Raw genomic sequence first — 17,745 nt, 5'->3', positions numbered from 1 at the left:
GGACTCGAGGTCAAGCCGCGCGGATCTAGACTCCGGACATGCTGATCGTCGCCGGATACCTGCGCGTCACCGATCGCGACCGCTACCTCGACCGCTGCCGGGAAGTCGTGGCGCTCGCCCGCGCCTGTGAAGACTGCCTCGACTTCAGCCTGGGCGCGGACCTGCTCGAACCCGATCGGGTCAACGTCTACGAGCGCTGGACGACCCGTGCCGCGGTGGAACGCTTCCGCGGCACGGGCACCTCCGGCGACCTCGACACCCAGATCGTGGGCGCCGACGTGCGGGAATTCGAGTACGAGACCGAGACCAGGCTCTAACCGACGCCCGCGGTCTCTTCCTCCCACTCCTGCGGCGCGTCCGGGAAAGCCTGTTGCTGGTGGCCGCCGCGCAGCGTGCCCTCCAGATAGGCCGCACGGCAGGCGCGACGGGCGATCTTGCCGCTGGATGTGCGCGGGATCGACCCCGCGGGCACCAACAGCACGTCGCGAACCGTGACGCCGTGGCGCTGGGAGATCGCCGCGCGCACCGCGTCGGCGATCGGCTGCGGCTCCAGCTTGCCCGCGCGGGCATTGCGCTCCGCGACGATCACCAACTGCTCGGAGGTGTCCTCGGCGTCGAACGTCAGCCCGGAGCGGCTGCCCCGCTCGAAGACCAGTGCGGGCAGTTCGTTGGCCGGCACCGAGAACGCCGCGACGAAGCCGGGACGCAGCGCCGTGCTCGATTCCTGGGCCGAGAACTCCAAATCCTGCGGATAGTGATTGCGGCCGTCGACGATGACCAGGTCCTTCACCCGTCCGGTGATGTACAGCTCGCCGTCGAGATACGCGCCGAAGTCACCGGTGCGCATCCAGTGGGCATCCGGCGGCGTGCCCTCCGCGTGGCTGCCCTCGGGCAATCGAGCGGTCAGGTGGGCGCGGAAGGTGGCCTCGGTCTCCTCGGCACGGCCCCAATATCCGATGCCCATGTTCTCGCCGTGCAACCAGATCTCGCCGACCTCGCCGTCGCGCCGCTCGGTGCCGTGTTCGGGGTCCACGATCACCGCCCACTGCGATCGCGCGACGTATCCGCAGGAAACCTGCGCGATCGCGTTGTCGGCGTCCGCGGCGACCTGAACCATGCGCCCCGCGTTCAGCTCGGCCCGGTCGACATGAACGACTTTCGCCTTGTCCTGGGCCCTGGTGGCGGAGACGAACACCGTCGCCTCTGCCATCCCGTAGCACGGCTTGATCGCCGTCTCCGGCAAGCCGTACGGCGCGAACGCCTCGTTGAACTTCTTCATCGACGACACCGACACCGGCTCGCTGCCGTTGATCAGCCCGATCACATTCGACAGGTCCAATTCCTCGCCCGGCTTCGGCTTGCCGCGCGCCGCCGCGTGCTCGAACGCGAAATTGGGTGCGGCGGCGAAAGTGCCCGCGCCGTCCGAGGCGGCGGCCAGTTCCTTGATCCAGCGATAGGGACGGCGCACGAACGCGCTCGGCGACATGATGGTGATGAATCCGCCGCCGACGGTCGGCAGGATCACGGCCAGCAGACCCATGTCGTGGAACAACGGCAGCCAGGTGACCCCGCGCGAATTCTCGGTGACGCCGATCGCGTCGATCATCTGCAGAAGATTCGTGCCCACCGCGCGGTGGGTGATCGCCACGCCGGCGGGGGTCCGGGTGGAACCCGAGGTGTACTGCAGATAGGCGATGCTGTCGATGTTGATGTCCGGGCGCACCCAGGATGCGCCGACACCGTCCGGGATCGCCTCCACCGCGATGATGCGCGGACGCTCCTGCGGTGGCAGGTGCCGGAAGAATTTCCGCACCCCGCCCGCCGCCGAACCCACCGTGAGGATCACCGCGGGCTTGCAGTCGCCGAGCACCGCGTGCAGCCGATCGGTGTGCCCGTGCTCCTCCGGATCGAACAGCGGAACCGCGATGTTGCCCGCGTACACCGCCGCGAACAGCGAAACGACGTAGTCGAGTCCTTGGGGCGCGAGAATCGCCACCCGGTCACCCGGCCGTGTGACCTGTTGCAGCCGGGCCGCCACCGCACGCAGACGCACGCCGAACTGCCGCCAGGTCAGTTCGTGGTATTCGCCGTCCCGCTCCCGGGAGTAGTCGATGAAGCGGTAGGCGAGGTCGTCGCCGTTCTCCACGCTGTGCTTGTCGACGAAGTCGATCAGGGTCTTGTCCCCGGGAATTTCGATATTGCCCTGATCGTCCAGATAGTCGTCGAAGGTTTCGTCGATCATCGCCTTATCCTTTTCCAGCGCACAGACACTCCGGCCGTGCAATGACACCGAACACAGGTCGATAACGAAGCGTCGGGAAGGCTAGCAGGTGTCCCGGCCACCTGGCGGTCAGTACCGGCCGAAGGCGAGCGCGACATTGTGCCCGCCGAATCCGAACGAATTGTTCAACGCGTAATCGATACGGCCTTGCCGCGGGCTGCCGTGCACCACATCCAGATCGATCTCGGGATCCTGGTTGTCCAAATTCAGTGTCGCGGGCACGATTTCGTCTCGCACGGTGAGCACCGTGAGCACCGATTCGAGCGCGCCGACCGCGCCGATGGAATGACCCAGAGCCGATTTCGGGGCGTAGACCGACGCGTGCGTGCCCACGGCAGCGCCGATCGCGCGCGCCTCCGCCGTGTCACCGATCGGAGTGGCGGTCGCGTGCGCGTTGACGTGCGTGACATCGGTCTTGGCCAGCCCGGCGGTCCGCATCGCCCGGGTCATCGCCCGCGCGGCGCCTGCGCCACCGGGATCCGGCGCGACCAAGTGGAAGCCGTCGGAGGTGACGCCCGCGCCCATCAGCCTGGCGTGGATGGTCGCGCCGCGCGCTTTGGCGTGCTCCTCGGTCTCCAGCACCATCAGCGCGCCCGCCTCGCCGAAGACGAAGCCGTCGCGGTCGGCGTCGAACGGACGCGACGCGCTCTTCGGCTCGTCGTTGCGGGTGCTCATGGCCCGCATCATGGTGAACGCCGCGATCGCGAGGGCCTGGATGGAACCCTCGACGCCGCCGGTGACCATCATGTCGGCGTCGCCCATGACGATCGTCCGCCACGCGTTGGCGATCGCCTCCGCGCCCGAGGAACAGGCCGACACCGGCGTCGACACCCCGGCCCGCGCGCCGAGCTCCAGCGCGACGCAGGCCGCCGCGCCGTTCGGCATCACGGCCTGCACCGTGTACGGCGACACCTTGCGATAACCCCCGTTGTGCAGCTTGTCCCTGGCGTGCACGATCGCCTCCGCGCCGCCGAGCCCGGTGCCGATGGACACCCCGAGACGGCACTTGTCCACCTCGGGGCTGCCCGCGTTGCGCCAGACCTCACGCCCGAGCACGACGGCCAGCTGTTCCACGTAGGAGAGCCGATGGGCCTCCACCGCGTCCAGATACACGGCGGGCGGGACCTTCAGATGCCCGCCGATGCGGACCGGCAGCTCGAACGTCTCGATGAAATCGTCCTCCAGTACGTCGATACCGCTGTCGCCGTTGAGCAAGCCTTTCCACGTGGAATCCACGTCACCCGCGATCGCCGTGGTCGCCGCGAGGCTGGTGACCACGACCGAGGGGAACTGTCCGTTTCTGGTGGAAGGCATCTGCATGTTTCGCTCACTTTCCCTAGCGTCGCTCTGGAACTTCGTCGAGCAAAAGCACTGCGAGCGCGCCACCAGGATCGTGGGCGGCCCGCACGGATGGCACTGGAGCGCAGGCGGATCAGCCGGTCATCACGTCCCGGTGCGACCACCCTTGTGCATTATTGGAAAAGCGCATCGATCGCACGGCGTGACACGCGGACCGTACCAGGTGCGGGGGGCGATGGTCGCGTTGTTCGGGGATCGCCTCGGACGACTCGAGTAACCTGCTCCCCGGGCACGGGGCGCGCGGGCGGCGTCCGGTGTGGACGCGAGAAAGGGAAAGGCGTTGACGGGCGCGCGGATGGTCGGGCTGTTCGCCGGGATCGGCGGGCTCGAGCTCGGCCTCGGCAGGCACGGCTGGCACACCGAGCTGTTGTGCGAGATCGAGCCGGGGGCCCAAGGCGTGCTCGCCGCCCGTTTCCCCGACGTGCCGCTGCACGCCGACATCACCCGGCTGCGCGCGATTCCGGCGGGAACGGAGCTGGTCGCGGCGGGATTCCCGTGCCAGGACCTCTCCCAGGCCGGGCGCACCGCCGGCATCACCGGCACGCGTTCGGGTCTGGTCGACGAGGTGTTCCGGCTGGTCCGCCGCAAGCGGGGCCCGCGCTGGCTGTTGATCGAGAACGTGCCGTTCATGCTGCAACTCGGCCGCGGCGCGGCCATGCGGCACATCACGAGCGCGCTCGACGACCTCGGATACACCTGGGCCTACCGCGTGGTGGACGCCCGCGCGTTCGGCCTGCCGCAGCGCAGGCAGCGGGTGCTGATGCTGGCTTCCCGCACCGAGGACCCGCGCGGGGTGCTGTTCGGCGAGGACGCCGGGCCACGCGCGATCGGCGACCCCGAGATCGATCCGTGCGGCTTCTACTGGACCGAGGGAGTGCGTGGACTGGGCTGGGCGGTGAACGCGGTGCCGACGCTGAAAGGCGGCTCCGCGCTCGGCATCGCCAGCCCGCCCGCGGTGCGGCTGCCGTCCGGGGAGATCGTCACGCCCGGCATCGCCGACGCCGAACGTCTGCAAGGTTTCGACGCGGGCTGGACGGCGCCCGCGACCGAGATGCCAGGCATCAGGAAAGGCCACCGCTGGAAACTGGTCGGCAACGCGGTGAGCGTGCGGATGGCGGCCTGGGTCGGGTCGCGGCTGGCCGCGCCGCTCGAACCGGTCTCCGGCGATCAACCCCTGGCGCCGGGGACCCCGTGGCCGGTCGCCGCGTGGGGCCACAACGGCGCCGCCTACCGGGTGCCGGTCTCCACCTGGCCGGTGCACGAGCCGTATGAGGATCTGGCCCACTTCCTCACCGACGCGCAGCTGCTGTCCGCCCGCGCGACGGCCGGATTCCTGCGCCGCACCACCATGGGCAGTCTGCGTTTCCCGCCCGGCTTCCTGGCCGACGTGGAAAGCCATCTCGATCGCATGGGTGGATGGGCGGCATGAGCGGCAGGCCGGAGACCGACGCGGCCACCAGCGCGCGGATGTCGCGCCAGCGGCGCACCGGAACCGATCCTGAGCTGGCTCTGCGCCGGGAACTGCACCGGCGCGGACTGCGCTATTTCGTCGACCGCGCACCGATCCGGGGCCAGCGCAGGCGCGCCGACCTGGTGTTCCCGCGCAGGCGCGTGGCGGTCTACGTGGACGGGTGCTTCTGGCACCGCTGCCCGCAGCACGCCACCGATCCGAAGAACAACGCCGAATGGTGGGCGGCCAAACTGGCGGGCAACGTGGCCAGGGACCGCGCCACCGACGCGGCGCTCATCGCCGCCGGGTGGCGCGTGGTCCGCGTCTGGGAGCACGAGGATCCCGTGCGTGCGGCCGACCGCGTGCAGGCCGAGCTGTCAGCGGTGACGCACCCGCACCAGTGAACGCGGAGCGTGCGCGGCCAGATAACCGGACACCACCATCACCGTCATGACGGCGATTCCGGCGGCGGCAGTCGCGAAACCGAGCATGGGGACCTCCTCGAGTTGCAGCTGTCGACCAGCGTGGCGGGCGAAGCTGACAAGACCCTGTGTGCCGGATGGTAATGACGTGTGCGGCCCGCCGCTGTCCGGCGCGCTCGGGCGACCAGCAGAATGAAGGCGTGACGAGTGGCCCGAAGATCTCCGTTCGGCGCCTGCGGCCGGCGACGGTGCTGGTCGCCGCGGCGATCGCGATCGCTGGGCTCTGCTACTCGTCCTGGGTGCTGCAATTCGTGTTGAGCATCGACCTCGACCCGGTCGATACGTTCCTCAGCGAACTGGACGCGGAGGGCAAGCCGTACCGGGAGGTGTTCGCGACCGCCGATCTGATCGTCGGCGTGGCGCTCGTGCCCGCGGCCCTCGCCGGGCTGCTGCTGTTCCCACGCCGCAGACTGACCGACGTCGGCTGGATCGCGCTGTTGTGCTTCGGCGCGGCGACCGTCGCCGACGTCCTAATGCCGCTGCACGATTGCGTCCCTGGTGAGAGCGGGTGCGGCGGTCCGAGCGAACTTTTCCCGCAACTGCATCAGCCACACGCGCTGACGAGCACGCTCGCGGTGACGTCCATCGCGGTCGCCGCCTTCGCTTTCAGCCTCGCCGCCTTCCGCTACCGGCGCTGGCGGGTACTGCGCGAGTTCGGCCTGGTCGTGCTGGTGATCGGCTCGGTAGCGACGGTGTGGATGCTGGTCGCCGACAATCTGCCAGGCAACTATGCCCTCGGCATCGCCCAGCGCATCCAGGTGGGGGCGATGTCGCTGTGGTTGATCGCGCTGGCCGCGGCGGTGATCGTGGAGGGACGGGAACCCAGCTGACGCGCCTCCGCGCCGTCGCGGGGCTCCGGCCGGATGGTCGTCTCGAAGATCGACGGCGCGAAGTTCCGCTCGCTGACAGCACGCACTCAGGTCGTGCCGCGGCTACCGGACCGGGTGCCGTCAGCACTGCGCTGTCCGCCGAACGAACCGCGCCGAGTGCCGTGCGAAGCTGTCGCGCATGAGTGATCGCGTGAACATCGCCTCGGGTTCGGAGTTCGAAGACATCGTCGGCTACTCGCGGGCGGTCCGGCTCGGCGATGTCATCGCGGTCAGTGGCACCACAGCGTCGGCTCCCGGCGGCACGGCGATCGGCGGCGACGATATCGGCGAGCAGACCAGGGAAACCCTGCGACGCATCGCCTCCGCGTTGGAAGAGGCCGGCGCGAGCCTGGCCGACGTGGTGCGCACCCGCATCTTCGTCACCGACATCGCCCGCTGGCCCGAGGTCGCCGAAGCGCACGCGGAGGTCTTCGGCGACATCCGTCCCGCCACGGCGATGTACGAGATCAAGGCGCTGATCACCCCGGCTCTGCTGGTCGAGATCGAAGCCGACGCGATCGTCGGGGGGTAAGAATTCCCGCTGCCGAGGGTGCGTTCGGGTACGGCTCAACCGGGAAGCCGGTAGTGCCGCCGAACCGGACGGATCGTCGGCTTCGTGCCCGCAGGGACATCAGGCCGGGCGCGGCTCGTCGTTCGCGGCGGACCGGGCCTTGGCTCGCTAGGGTCGAACCGTGACCACCGCCTCGCAGACCCCCGTGCAAATCGACACCGTCGCCGAGGCGACCGCACGCCTGCTCGACACCATCCGCGGCCTCGACGAGCACGCCGTCACCGAACCCTCCCTCCTGCCCGGCTGGACTCGCGGCCACGTCTTGGCCCACCTCGCCCGCAACGCAGACAGCTTGGTGAATCTCCTGCTGTGGGCCCACACCGGCGTCGAAATCCCGCAATACGCCAGCGCTTTCCTGCGCGACGCCGACATCGAGGCCGGCGCGCCCCGCCCACTCGCCGAGCAACTCGCCGACAACGAGGCCGCCGCGACCCGTTTCCTCGGCCTGGCCCGCTCACTCACCGACGACGCTTGGCGCGCACAGGTCCGCACCCGCCAAGGCCGCCCCATCCCCGCGACCGAAGTCCTGTGGATGCGCCTGCAAGAGGTCGAAATTCACCACGTAGACCTCAACGCGGGCTACACCCCCACCAACTGGCCCGCCCCATTCGTCTCCCGCATCCTCCCCCAAGCCACCGCCGACCTCACCCGCCTCACCACCGAATCGCCCCTCCCCTTCACCATCCAAGCCACCGACACCGACTTCACCGCCCCCCTCGGCCCTTCCCCCACCCAAACCATCTCCGGCCCAGCCCCCTCCCTAGCCGCCTGGCTCCTGGGCCGCACCCCCGGCACCGACCTCACCGGCCCCCTCCCGCCCCTCCCAGCCTGGAAGTAGCCCTGCGGGTATCGGGTGTGTGCCCGAAGGGATTCGAACCGTTACCGCCGCTCAGCTCAGGGCGTAGCGACGGCAGCCGCGTGATTACTCAGGCGACGTTCACCTCACTGTGCGAGGCGTTCCCGTGGCAGTATCCTTCGCCGACGGTATTGCCGGACTTACGTGGATTTCCAGCGGGCTCGTTTTTCGTCGCCCCGCAACTCGAGGAGGACGTTCCGCCGTTCGGACGGCCAATCCGGCCAGGTTTCTCGCGGCATTGCAATCCCGGTCGAGCACAAGACCGCAATGCTCACAGCGAAACTCGCGCTCGCTCAGGCGCAGTTTGGCTTTCACCGCACCACAACGAGGGTTGGAGCATGTCTTCGATGACGGATACCAGCGATTGGCGACCACCAGTGTCCCGCCGTTCCACCGAACCTTGTAGATCAGCTGGCGCTTGAGTTCACCCCACCCCGCATCGGCGATCGAGCGTGACAAGCGACGATTGCGCAACATGCCTGCGACATTGAGGTCTTCCACGACGACCGTCCCGAAGCGGGAAGCGAGAGTTGCCGTCAACTGGTGCAGGCTCTCAGATCGTGCCTGCGTGATCTTGGCATGCAGCCGCGCGATCCGGCGATTGGTGCTCTGCAATCGCTTCGAAGGTTCTGTATTGGGCCGGGACTTGCCCGAAAGACGCCGACGAGCAGCCTGACGCTGCAACCGTCTCATCTTCTTTCGAACTCGGCCGAGATGCTTCGGGTTCGGCAGCATCCCTGCGGAGTCCGTCAGTCCACGCACTGGCTCGGAAAGCACAGCCAGGTGTTTCACACCGAGATCCACGCCTACTATGCCGTCGATTCGCTCAGGCTTGCGCGCATTTTTGGTCACTTCGACGGAGAACGACACGAACCATCGCCCGTGCCGGAAGGACACCGTGGCAGAGCGAATCCGCGCCGTGCCCGCGTCCAGCCGACGTGCCAACTTCCTGGTCGATTCGCAGGTCCGTACCGTACCGATCCGGGGTAGCTTCACATGCCGTCGGTCCGTAGTAGCCAAGCCGATCACTCCGGTGGTGAACCGGCACGAGGCATGGGTCTTGCGGCTCTTGAAGCGAGGAAAGTGGACACGCGGGCCACGTCGGTCTCCGGCAGCGGAAGTCGACCAGTTCGTCAAGGCGATGGATAGATTGGCGATACCGCTGGAATACGCTTCCTTGGAGTTCTCCCGCCACCATGGAGCGATCTCGGCCTTGGCTTGGTTCCACCGTTTACGCAGTTCATAAGCTGACCACCCCAGCGCGGGCGTCAGGTCGGACTCATCAATACCGTACGAACGCTCCGCCGCCCGCTGCCGAAGATTCGCGCTGATCAGGCTGAGCGCCCAGTTGAACGCGAAGCGCTGCGCCCCGCAGTGAGACCGCAGCATCGCCACCTGATCGACAGTGGGGTCAAGAGCGAAGCGGTATGCCTGCACGACGAAGGTCAGCGGCGCTTCACTGCTGACACTCATTCCCACCCCCGATCAAACGAACTCGACGACAGTCCCGGCCCAAGGACTACCTTCGCATCCGGGTCCGACATGTAGCGAGACCACCAAGCGGTGGAGTATCGCGTGACCATGCTGCAGATGGCGCAGCGTCAGAGAAGCGAGAAGGTCCCTCCGCTGATTCCGGAGGGACCTTCTACTCGCGTGCGCCCGGAGAGACTCGAACTCCCAACCTTCTGATCCGTAGTCAGATGCTCTATCCGTTGAGCTACGGGCGCATGTGTTATTCAGTTGTACCCGGTTTCCCGGGCGTGGCGGAGGCGAGAGGATTTGAACCTCCGGTCCCCGTGAAGGGACAACTCATTAGCAGTGAGTCCCATTCGGCCGCTCTGGCACGCCTCCTGGAGCCTTCTCTTCGAGGGCACCGGTCCTTTCGAACCGCCGAGCAGAAAGGTTACAGCAGCTACGGACCAGATGACAAAACGGCTGGTCAGCGTAGGTTACTGTCGAACCAATCGAAGATTCTGGTCTGCGAATCGACCGCGTCGCCGTCGTCCGCCTCCGAGGTGTCGGCTCGGTGGTGCAGGCCGGGGTAGGTGACCACGAGGCTGGCGACCGCGGCGCGAGCGGTCGCGTCGCGTAGCTCGTCGACCTGGGCCGGCGGGGTGGCTGGATCGTCCACGCCGAACAGGCCGAGCCACGGTGCTTGCAAGTTGGGCGCGGCGCGCACGAGGGCGTCGGCCTGGGCGGTGAGCGGCTCGGTGATGCCGTGCGCCGCGACGCTCACCGCGGCGCCGATGGGGCGGTTGGTCGCGACCAGGAACGCGGCGGTGCCCGCGGAATCGAAGCCGAGCACGCCGATGGTGTCGGGGAACACCCCGCGCCGGGTGAGCCAGTCGAAGCAGGCGTCGAAGTCCGCGAACAGCTCGTCGCCGAAGACTCCGACGCCGGGGTCTTCGTCCGCCCGATGGAAGAGCTTGGGCGCGACCACGGTCCACCCCTCGCCGGCCAGCGCGTTCATCAGGTCGCGCAACGCGCCGGTGAACTCGCGCGACTCGTGCAGCAGCACGATGCCGCCGCGGGCGTTTCCTTCCGGCTCCACCACCGTGATGGGCACCTGCCCACCGCTGGTCGGCCGCTCGTCTTCCTGGTCGCTCGCCCGCAGCGGGGCCATATCGTCGTAGGTGCCCGACATGAAACCAGCGTAGGGCGAGTTGCTGATCTTCGGTAGAAATTGCACGTGAGGGCCTATATCCAAGAGAATTTCCGGTACGCCGATCGGGCTTTTTCCGGCGCGGATTAGGGTTGGAGTGTGACAGCGCAGATCCGGCCGGACCTCGAATCGATCCCGGCGTACACCCCCGGCCGCAGCAATCCAGGCGCGGTCAAGCTGGCCAGCAACGAGACGACCGTCGGTCCGCTGCCCGCCGCCGCCAAAGCCATCGCCGAAGCGGCCGAACTGGCCAACCGGTATCCGGACAACCAGTCCACCGAGCTGCGGACGGCGCTGGCCGAGTTCCTGGGGGTCGGCTTCGAGAATGTCGCGGTCGGTTGCGGCAGTGTGGCGCTGTGCCAGGAACTGGTGCAGATCACCTGCTCGTCACCGTCGGACGAGGTGCTGTTCGCCTGGCGCTCGTTCGAGGCGTACCCGATCGTGACGAAGGTGGGCAACGCCACCGCGGTGCAGGTGCCGCTCACGGCCGGTCAGGTGCACGATCTGGACGCGCTGGCGGCCGCCGTCACCGAGCACACCAAGTTGATCTTCGTCTGCAACCCGAACAACCCGACCGGTACCGCGGTCGGCCGCACCGAGCTGATCCGGTTCCTGGACGCGGTGCCGTCGCACGTGCTGGTGGTGCTGGACGAGGCGTACTACGAATACGTGCGCCTGGCCGACCACCCCAACGGCGTCGAGATCGGCCGGACCAGACCCAATGTGGTTGTGCTGCGCACCTTCTCCAAGGCCTACGGCCTGGCCGGGCTGCGGGTGGGCTACGCGGTGGGCGATCCGGCCGTGATCACCGCGCTGCTGAAGGTGCACATCCCGTTCAGCGTGAGCAGGCTCGCGCAGGCGGCGGCGGTCGCGTCGCTGGAGGCGCGCCACGAATTGCTGGATCGCACGGATCTGCTGGTCGTCGAACGCGAGCGGGTGCGCGACGCGCTGGTGGCGGCCGGGTACCCGGTGCCGCCGAGTGAGGCGAACTTCGTCTGGCTGCCGCTCGGCGCGCGCAGCGCCGAGTTCGGCGAGGCCAGCGCGGCGGCCGGGGTGCTGGTGCGGCCGTACGGGACCGATGGCGTGCGCGTCACCATCGGCGACCCGCACGAGAACGACCTGTTCCTGAGCTTCGCCGCCGAGCCGGAGGTGCTCGCCCGGTTCCTCGGTTAGCGGACGCCGATCGCGGGCGCGATGGTCGGCCAGGAGAGGGCGAGTTCGTCCTCCCAGTACGGCCAGGAGTGCGTGCCGGTGGCGCGGAAGTGCGCGGTGACCGGGATGCCGAGCGACCGCAGCCGGTCGGTGAGCCGCCGGGTGCAGGCGTTGGTCGCGGCCTCCAGCGGGCCGCCGAAGGTGATGGCGCTGGGCAGGTCGACGTTCGGCGTGCCAGGCACGTCGTGCACGCCGGGCAGACCGCTGCCGACCGAGAGGTAGATCGTCTTGCCCCGCAACGCGTCCGCGTGCAGGGTGACGTCGTGCGCCAGCCAGTCCGGGTCATCCTGCTTGCCGAACATGTTGTCCGGCTCGCCCATGTAGGTGGCGACCACGGCCCGCGCCTGCGCCTGGCCGATGTCGGTGCCCATGGAGAAGCAGCCGCTGTGCGCCCCGATCGCTCGGTAGAGCGTCGGCTGCCGGAAGGCGAGCATCATCGCGGCCTCCGCGCCCATCGAGACGCCCATGACCGCGTTGACGCCGTTGCCGTCGAACTTCGCGTCGATCAGCGGGGGCAGCTCCTTGGTCAGGAACGTTTCCCACTTGTTGGTGCCCAGCACCGGGTCGGGCTGCTGCCAGTCGGTGTAGAAACTGGCCGGCCCGCCGACGGTGAGCACGACGTTGACGTCCTTGTCGGCGTAGAAGCGGTCGGCGTGCCCGAGTTCGGTCCAGTTGTTGCTGTCGGGGCTCGCGCTGCGGCCGTCGAGCATGTAGACGGTGGGGCGCGGGCGCGACTGATCGCGCGGCAACAGCACCTGCACCTCGACCACCCGGCTCATCGCGGGCGAGGCGACGTAGACCCGCAGCCAGCGATCGTTGATCGGTTCGATGCGCTCGATCCGCGGGGTCGACGGCTGTTTACTGGTCGGCTCGGCCGGGCCTGGACCGTCGGCGGATCCGGTGTTGACCGGTGGCGTGTTTCCGGGCGCCGCCGTGACCTGTGGAGCACCCAACGACACCACACCGGAGACGAGTGCGGCACTGATCAGGGCGCTGGAAAGCCAACGCCGCACCCCGCGGCGACAGAGCATGCGAACCATCCTGCCAGAGACATCGAGGGCCGACGGAAGGCCGTCGCCGTGTCCGAGAACTCACCGTGCGGCCAGACCGTCCTGCCAGCGCCGCTCCACTCCGGCGAAACGCCACACCGCGACGGCGATCGCCCAGGTGAGCACGAACAGCCCGACGATGATGTACCCGAGATCGCCCAGGTCGAGGTTCCCGATCCAGGCGACGACGCCCGATTCGACCTCCAACCGCTCGGCGAAGATGGAGACGATCTCCTGCCCGCCGATCAACAGCGCCACCGCCACCGACAGGCCGGTGATCACCAGGTTGTAGTAGATCTTGCGCACCGGTTTCGCGAAGGCCCAGTCGTAGGCGAAGCTCATGAACGATCCGTCCAGCGAGTCGAACAGCGCCATGCCCGCCGAGAACAGCACGGGCAGCACCAGGATCGAATACCAGGGCAGGCCGGTCGCCGCCGCGCCGCCCGCGATCACGAGCAGACTGACCTCGGTGACGGTGTCGAAACCGAGGCCGAACAGCACGCCCACCGGATACATGTGCCTCGGCCTGCGGACGAGGCCGAGCACCGGCCGCAGCGCCCGGTTGAGCAGGCCCCGGCTGTCGAGCTGCCGTTCCAGCTGCGCCTCGTCGAATTCGCCGCGGCGCATCTGCCGGAATACCCGCCAGATCCCCACCAGCGAGGCCAGATTGAGCAGACCGATCAGGATCAGGAACGTGCCCGAGACGCTGGTGCCCCACAGGCCGGTCCAGCGTTGCAGGGCCGAATCCTCGTCTTCCAAGCTGGACGCCAGCGCCCGCACCCCGAACGCGAGCAACGCCACGAGCGCGAACACCACGGTGGAATGGCCGAGCGCGAACCACAAGCCCACCGTCTGGACCTTCCGCTTGCCGCTCTCCGCCACCAATTTTCGCGTGGTGTTGTCGATGGCGGCGATATGGTCGGCGTCGAATGCGTGCCGCATGCCGAGCGTGTACGCCGTCACCCCGAGGCCGACGCCGAAGACCGATCCGTCGATCACATAGTGGTTCGGCGCGACGAACAGCAGAAGCGTCCCCCAGCCGAGGACGTGCAGGGCGACGACGGTGACGGTCATTCCGATGACACTGCGCACGAGTGAACCCCTCGACCCCCGAAACGACGACCTGTCAACGATACTCGACCGCACCGGCACGAGTCCGCTTCTCCGGGCGATCCAGCAAATCCAGCAAATCGTGGCACACCGTCAGCACACCCGCCGTACGCTGAGCGCCGGGCCTTTTCCGGGTATCGAACTAGGACGGGCATGATCACGTATCAACGCCACTGGCGTCGAGGTCACGGCACTGAGCTTCGCCGCTCCGTACAGACCGGCCGCCCGGTTCGCAGCCGCGACGGCCCCGGCGTCTTCTGAGTTGGGCTCGAATGAAAGCTATTTCGTGGCATCTAGCCGGGGGATTTCCCGCGAGGAAAGCGGCGCCCGCTGCGCTTCCCGCGCGTATTCCGCTCGATTCGTCTGTTCCACCGCAGCACTCATGCCCGACCGGAGAACACCGTGAATCCAGTGTCACCCGTTTCGATCGAGAACGTAACGGATACAAAGTCTTCTTCAGCCGATCTGCAACGCCGGATGCGGGAGTGTGACGAGTTCTTCCGGCTGCCCGAATTGGCGCACCTGAGCGCGCAGCGCCGCCGCTGCGCACTGGAGCAACTCGAACAAACCGGCTCCTATCTCCAGACCGCGGAGGAAATCCTGATCGGAGCCAGACTCGCCTGGCGCAACCACGCTCGCTGCGTGGGGCGCAAGCATTGGCGCTCGTTGAAACTGCTCGACGCCCGACGGGTCCGCTCGGCGCGCGATCTGGCCGAAGTCTGCTGGCAGCACCTGCACATGGCGACCAACAACGGCGCCATCCAGTCGATGATCACCGTAGGGCCGCCGCGGCAGCCGGACGGGTGCGAGTTCCGCATCGTCAGCCCGCAGATCGTCCGCTACGCGGGCTATCGCAACGGGGACGGCACGGTCACCGGCGACGCCGCCAACGTCGAACTCACCGAACTCGCCATGGAGCTCGGGTGGCGTGGCGCCGGAACGCCTTTCGACATCCTCCCACTGCTGATCAGTGCGCCGGACGAGCCGATACGCTGGTTCGACATTCCGCCCGAGCTCGCACGCGAGGTGCACCTCGAACACCCGGAGTTCGAGTGGTTCGCCGGTCTGGGCCTGCGCTGGCACGCGCTGCCCGCGGTGTCGAACATGAATCTCGAGGTCGGCGGCATGACGTATCCGTTCGCGCCGTTCAACGGCTGGTATCTGGGCGCGGAGATCGGCGCGCGCAATCTCAGCGACGCCAACCGCTACAACATGCTCCCGCTGATCGCGGAGATGATGTGCCTGGACACCCGGGCGGAGCGCAACCTCTGGCGCGATCAGGCTCTGGTCGAACTCAACCGCGCGGTGCTGCACAGCTTCCGCAAGGCGGGCGTGTCCATCGTCGACCACCACACCGTCGCCAAACAGTTCTGCGATCACGTCAAGCGCGAGGAGGCCGCCGGCCGCGCCTGCCCCACCGACTGGTCCTGGATCAACCCGCCGATCTCCTCCGGCCTCACCCCCACCTTCCACCGCTACTACGACCCACCCGACCTCGACATCCGGCCCAACTTCGTCCGCAGGGACTTCCGCACCGACGCGGCCCTGTAACCAGCGCGGATTCGAAGCGAACGGTGCCGAACCATACTCGGCCCACCCATCAGCGAAAGTCCTGACGACAGAAGGCCCGGCCATCGGCAGGTGACCGCACCGCAGACCAGCGGCCGGGCCATCGGAAGTGACTCGACTGCCGGCCAAAGGCCCAGCCATCGGCAAGTGCCACCCCATCAGCGGGCAAGCCCAACCACCAGCAGGCAAACCGACCCCAGCGGAAGTACAACAACCAGCAGGTGGCCCGACCACCAGCGGGAAGCCCAACCACCAGCACCAGCGGGAAGCCCAACCACCAGCGGGAAGCCCAACGGCGAGCGGCCCGACCATAGCGGGGGTCCGGGGGCGAAGCCCGCCGGGCGGGGTGCGGGGGTTGCACCCCCACAAAACATTGCGAAACGAGCCCCGGCTCATGCTCCATGAGCATGGCTCACCCAGCGAGTGGAGCGGAGACGGAGGGATTTGAACCCCCGGTCGCTCTCGCGACGCTCGCTTTCAAGGCGAGTGCATTCGGCCGCTCTGCCACGTCTCCAGAGACCTGATCGTAGCGGACGGCTCAGCCTGCCTGCTTGCCGATTTCCTCGTCGACGCGGCCGAAGACGTCGGCGATCACCTCGAGCTGGGCCGGGGCGAGTAGATCGATGAAATGGCTGCGGACGGCCTCGACGTGTCCTGGCGCGGCGGCTTGCAGGCGGCGCAGGCCCTCGTCGGTGAGTTCGGCCAGCACGCCGCGGCCGTCTTCGAGGCAGGTGTTGCGGCGGACCATCTGCTGCGCCTCCAGCCGCCGGATCTGATGGGTCAGCTTGCTGCGCGAGGACAGCACGCCGTCGGCCAGCTCGCTCATCCGCAACGAGCGGTCGGGCGCTTCGGAGAGCAGGACGAGGATCCGGTATTCGGCGACGGTCAGGTCGCTGTCACGTTGCAGCTGACGATTCAGTGCCGTCATCAGGCGCTGATGGCCGTCCATGTAGGCGCGCCATGCGCGCTGCTGGGCCGGGGTGAGCCAGCGCGGCTCGGCCACGACGCGACCGCTCGGTTCGGGATGCACGGTGGTCATTCTATGCGCGGCGAACTGCGGAAATGGGCAACTCTCGCAGGTCAGCGCACCGTGGACAGCAGTGCGCGGTTCACCGCGGCCGGGTTCGTGCACCCGGCGAGGCCGAGCGCGGAGTCGAAATCGGCGAGCAACGTGCGCAGCGCGTGCGTTACACCCGCGGCGCCCGCCAGGCCGAGTCCGTAGGCCCACGGCCGCCCGTACAACACCGCCTTCGCGCCCAGAGCCAGCGCGACCAGCACGTCGGACCCGGTGCGCAGCCCGGAGTCGAACAGCACGTCGGCGCGGTCGCCGATGGTGGCCACCACCGCGGGCAGCGCGTCCAGCGCCGCGATCGAGCCGTCCACCTGGCGGCCGCCGTGATTGCTCACCACGACCGCGTCGGCGCCCGCGTCCACCGCCTGGCGGGCGTCGTCAGGGTGCAGGATGCCCTTCACCGCGATCGGAAGGTCGGTCCATTCTCGCAGCAGCGCGAGGTCGGCGAGCCGTAGCGCGTGATTGCCGAACAGTCCCACCCAGGTGAGGACGGCCGCGCGCATCGCCTCCTCGCTCTCCTCCGGCGCGGCGGGCAGCTTGGCACGGAACACCGGATCGGACAGATAGTTGGCGATGCCCTTGCCGTGCAGGAACGGCAGGTGCGCCTGTTCCAGGTCGCGCGGCCGCCACCCCAGGACCGGAGTGTCCACGGTGACCACGATCGCCGAAGCACCGGCCCGCTCGGCGCGCCGGACGAAAGAGCAGGCCAGTTCCTCGTCCGCGGGCCAGTACAGCTGGTACCACCACGGCCCCGCCGCCGCGCCGACGTCCTCGATGGTCGAGGAAGCGGCGGTGGACAGCACCGTGCCGATGCCGAGTTCCTTCGTCACCTCGGCGACGATCACCTCGCCGTCTTCGTGCAGGAGTTCCAGGACGCCGATCGGCGCGGTGAGCACGGGTGCGGCCAATCTCGTTCCGAGCACCTCGACGGACAGGTCCCGCGCGCCGGGGCCGGTGGAGCCGCGCAGCATCCGGGGCAGGATGCGGTAGCGGTCGAAGGCGGACCGATTTGCCGCGGCGGTGCGTTCCGCCGAGGCGCTGCCCGCCACGTAGGCGAACGCGGCCGGATCCAGCCGTTGCTGCGCCAGCGACTCCAAACCCGCTGCGGTCATGGGCAATTCGGGTGTCACGCCACCCAGGCCGCCGAGGTAGATCTCGTTCTGGAAATCGATGAAGCCGCCACTCACCAACCGAACGGTAGTC

General features: G+C 68.2%; 16 protein-coding genes and 3 tRNA genes. 8 read left to right on the top strand and 11 right to left on the bottom strand.

Going from position 1 to position 17,745, the window contains the following annotated elements; translation table 11 throughout:
- The first annotated feature begins 38 nt into the window (after positions 1-38).
- Positions 39-317, top strand: a complete 279-nt coding sequence (locus U3653_RS03515) for a putative quinol monooxygenase (protein WP_195079748.1) — start codon at positions 39-41, stop codon at positions 315-317.
- Here U3653_RS03515 and fadD32 read toward each other — a convergent pair.
- Positions 314-2,242, bottom strand: coding sequence for a long-chain-fatty-acid--AMP ligase FadD32 (gene fadD32, locus U3653_RS03510; protein ID WP_195079747.1), 1,929 nt, complete (start codon positions 2,240-2,242; stop codon positions 314-316). The two genes, U3653_RS03515 and fadD32, sit on opposite strands and share 4 nt — an antisense overlap.
- Positions 2,243-2,350: 108 nt before the next feature.
- Positions 2,351-3,601, bottom strand: coding sequence for a KasA/KasB family beta-ketoacyl-ACP synthase (locus tag U3653_RS03505; RefSeq protein WP_195079746.1), 1,251 nt, complete (start codon positions 3,599-3,601; stop codon positions 2,351-2,353).
- A 334-nt stretch (positions 3,602-3,935) separates the two neighbouring features.
- Between U3653_RS03505 and U3653_RS03500 the strand changes: the two genes are divergently transcribed.
- From U3653_RS03500 to U3653_RS03480, 5 genes are all read left to right on the top strand, one after another.
- Entirely contained in the window at positions 3,936-5,069 is a 1,134-nt protein-coding gene (locus tag U3653_RS03500; protein ID WP_195079898.1) for a DNA cytosine methyltransferase, read from the top strand.
- On the top strand, positions 5,066-5,494 hold the full coding sequence (locus U3653_RS03495; protein ID WP_195079745.1) for a very short patch repair endonuclease: 429 nt from the start codon (positions 5,066-5,068) through the stop codon (positions 5,492-5,494). Before U3653_RS03500 ends, U3653_RS03495 begins: the two co-directional genes overlap by 4 nt.
- A gap of 218 nt (positions 5,495-5,712) precedes the next feature.
- Positions 5,713-6,402: a DUF998 domain-containing protein gene (locus U3653_RS03490; RefSeq protein WP_323124461.1), complete on the top strand. Its 690-nt coding sequence runs from the start codon at positions 5,713-5,715 to the stop codon at positions 6,400-6,402.
- A gap of 178 nt (positions 6,403-6,580) precedes the next feature.
- Positions 6,581-6,973 carry a RidA family protein gene (locus U3653_RS03485; RefSeq protein WP_195079743.1) on the top strand — a complete coding sequence of 131 codons (393 nt, stop codon included), beginning with the start codon at positions 6,581-6,583 and terminating at the stop codon, positions 6,971-6,973.
- Positions 6,974-7,133: 160 nt separating this feature from the next.
- Positions 7,134-7,850: a maleylpyruvate isomerase family mycothiol-dependent enzyme gene (locus U3653_RS03480; protein ID WP_195079742.1), complete on the top strand. Its 717-nt coding sequence runs from the start codon at positions 7,134-7,136 to the stop codon at positions 7,848-7,850.
- 99 nt (positions 7,851-7,949) lie between these two features.
- Here U3653_RS03480 and tnpB read toward each other — a convergent pair whose 3' ends face one another.
- The 4 genes from tnpB to U3653_RS03460 all read right to left on the bottom strand — a co-directional run bounded on the left by tnpB (position 7,950) and on the right by U3653_RS03460 (position 10,512).
- Complete coding sequence (tnpB, locus tag U3653_RS03475) at positions 7,950-9,341, bottom strand: IS607 family element RNA-guided endonuclease TnpB (RefSeq protein ID WP_195079741.1); 1,392 nt, start codon at positions 9,339-9,341, stop codon at positions 7,950-7,952.
- Between the two features lie 181 nt (positions 9,342-9,522).
- A tRNA-Arg gene (locus U3653_RS03470) sits at positions 9,523-9,595 on the bottom strand.
- 34 nt (positions 9,596-9,629) lie between these two features.
- Positions 9,630-9,719 (bottom strand) — tRNA-Ser (locus U3653_RS03465).
- Positions 9,720-9,807: 88 nt separating this feature from the next.
- Positions 9,808-10,512 (bottom strand): dienelactone hydrolase family protein, encoded by a 705-nt coding sequence (locus U3653_RS03460; RefSeq protein WP_195079740.1) that lies wholly within the window; start codon positions 10,510-10,512, stop codon positions 9,808-9,810.
- Between the two features lie 117 nt (positions 10,513-10,629).
- Between U3653_RS03460 and hisC the strand changes: the two genes are divergently transcribed.
- On the top strand, positions 10,630-11,703 hold the full coding sequence (gene hisC, locus U3653_RS03455) for a histidinol-phosphate transaminase (RefSeq protein ID WP_195079739.1): 1,074 nt from the start codon (positions 10,630-10,632) through the stop codon (positions 11,701-11,703).
- Here the strand turns inward: hisC and U3653_RS03450 are convergent.
- Both U3653_RS03450 and nicT read right to left on the bottom strand, forming a co-directional pair.
- Positions 11,700-12,773 (bottom strand): alpha/beta hydrolase, encoded by a 1,074-nt coding sequence (locus U3653_RS03450; protein WP_195079738.1) that lies wholly within the window; start codon positions 12,771-12,773, stop codon positions 11,700-11,702. The genes hisC and U3653_RS03450 overlap by 4 nt on opposite strands.
- 60 nt (positions 12,774-12,833) lie before the next feature.
- Positions 12,834-13,865 carry a Nickel transporter NicT gene (gene nicT / locus U3653_RS03445; RefSeq protein WP_195079737.1) on the bottom strand — a complete coding sequence of 344 codons (1,032 nt, stop codon included), beginning with the start codon at positions 13,863-13,865 and terminating at the stop codon, positions 12,834-12,836.
- A 513-nt stretch (positions 13,866-14,378) separates the two neighbouring features.
- On the opposite strand from nicT, the gene U3653_RS03440 reads away from it, so the two are divergent.
- On the top strand, positions 14,379-15,452 hold the full coding sequence (locus U3653_RS03440) for a nitric oxide synthase oxygenase (RefSeq protein ID WP_195079736.1): 1,074 nt from the start codon (positions 14,379-14,381) through the stop codon (positions 15,450-15,452).
- A 447-nt stretch (positions 15,453-15,899) separates the two neighbouring features.
- Here the strand turns inward: U3653_RS03440 and U3653_RS03435 are convergent.
- The 3 genes from U3653_RS03435 to U3653_RS03425 all read right to left on the bottom strand — a co-directional run bounded on the left by U3653_RS03435 (position 15,900) and on the right by U3653_RS03425 (position 17,729).
- Positions 15,900-15,984: transfer RNA gene (locus tag U3653_RS03435), tRNA-Ser, on the bottom strand.
- A 24-nt stretch (positions 15,985-16,008) separates the two neighbouring features.
- Entirely contained in the window at positions 16,009-16,509 is a 501-nt protein-coding gene (locus tag U3653_RS03430; RefSeq protein WP_067799974.1) for a MarR family winged helix-turn-helix transcriptional regulator, read from the bottom strand.
- Between the two features lie 41 nt (positions 16,510-16,550).
- Complete coding sequence (locus U3653_RS03425) at positions 16,551-17,729, bottom strand: alpha-hydroxy-acid oxidizing protein (protein WP_323124460.1); 1,179 nt, start codon at positions 17,727-17,729, stop codon at positions 16,551-16,553.
- Positions 17,730-17,745 lie beyond the last annotated feature (16 nt).

It is taken from the genome of Nocardia implantans, from assembly GCF_035544775.1.
GTDB lineage: Bacteria > Actinomycetota > Actinomycetes > Mycobacteriales > Mycobacteriaceae > Nocardia > Nocardia implantans.
The sequence above is the reverse complement of the archived record's forward strand: the minus strand, read 5'-3'. Positions and strand labels throughout refer to the sequence as shown.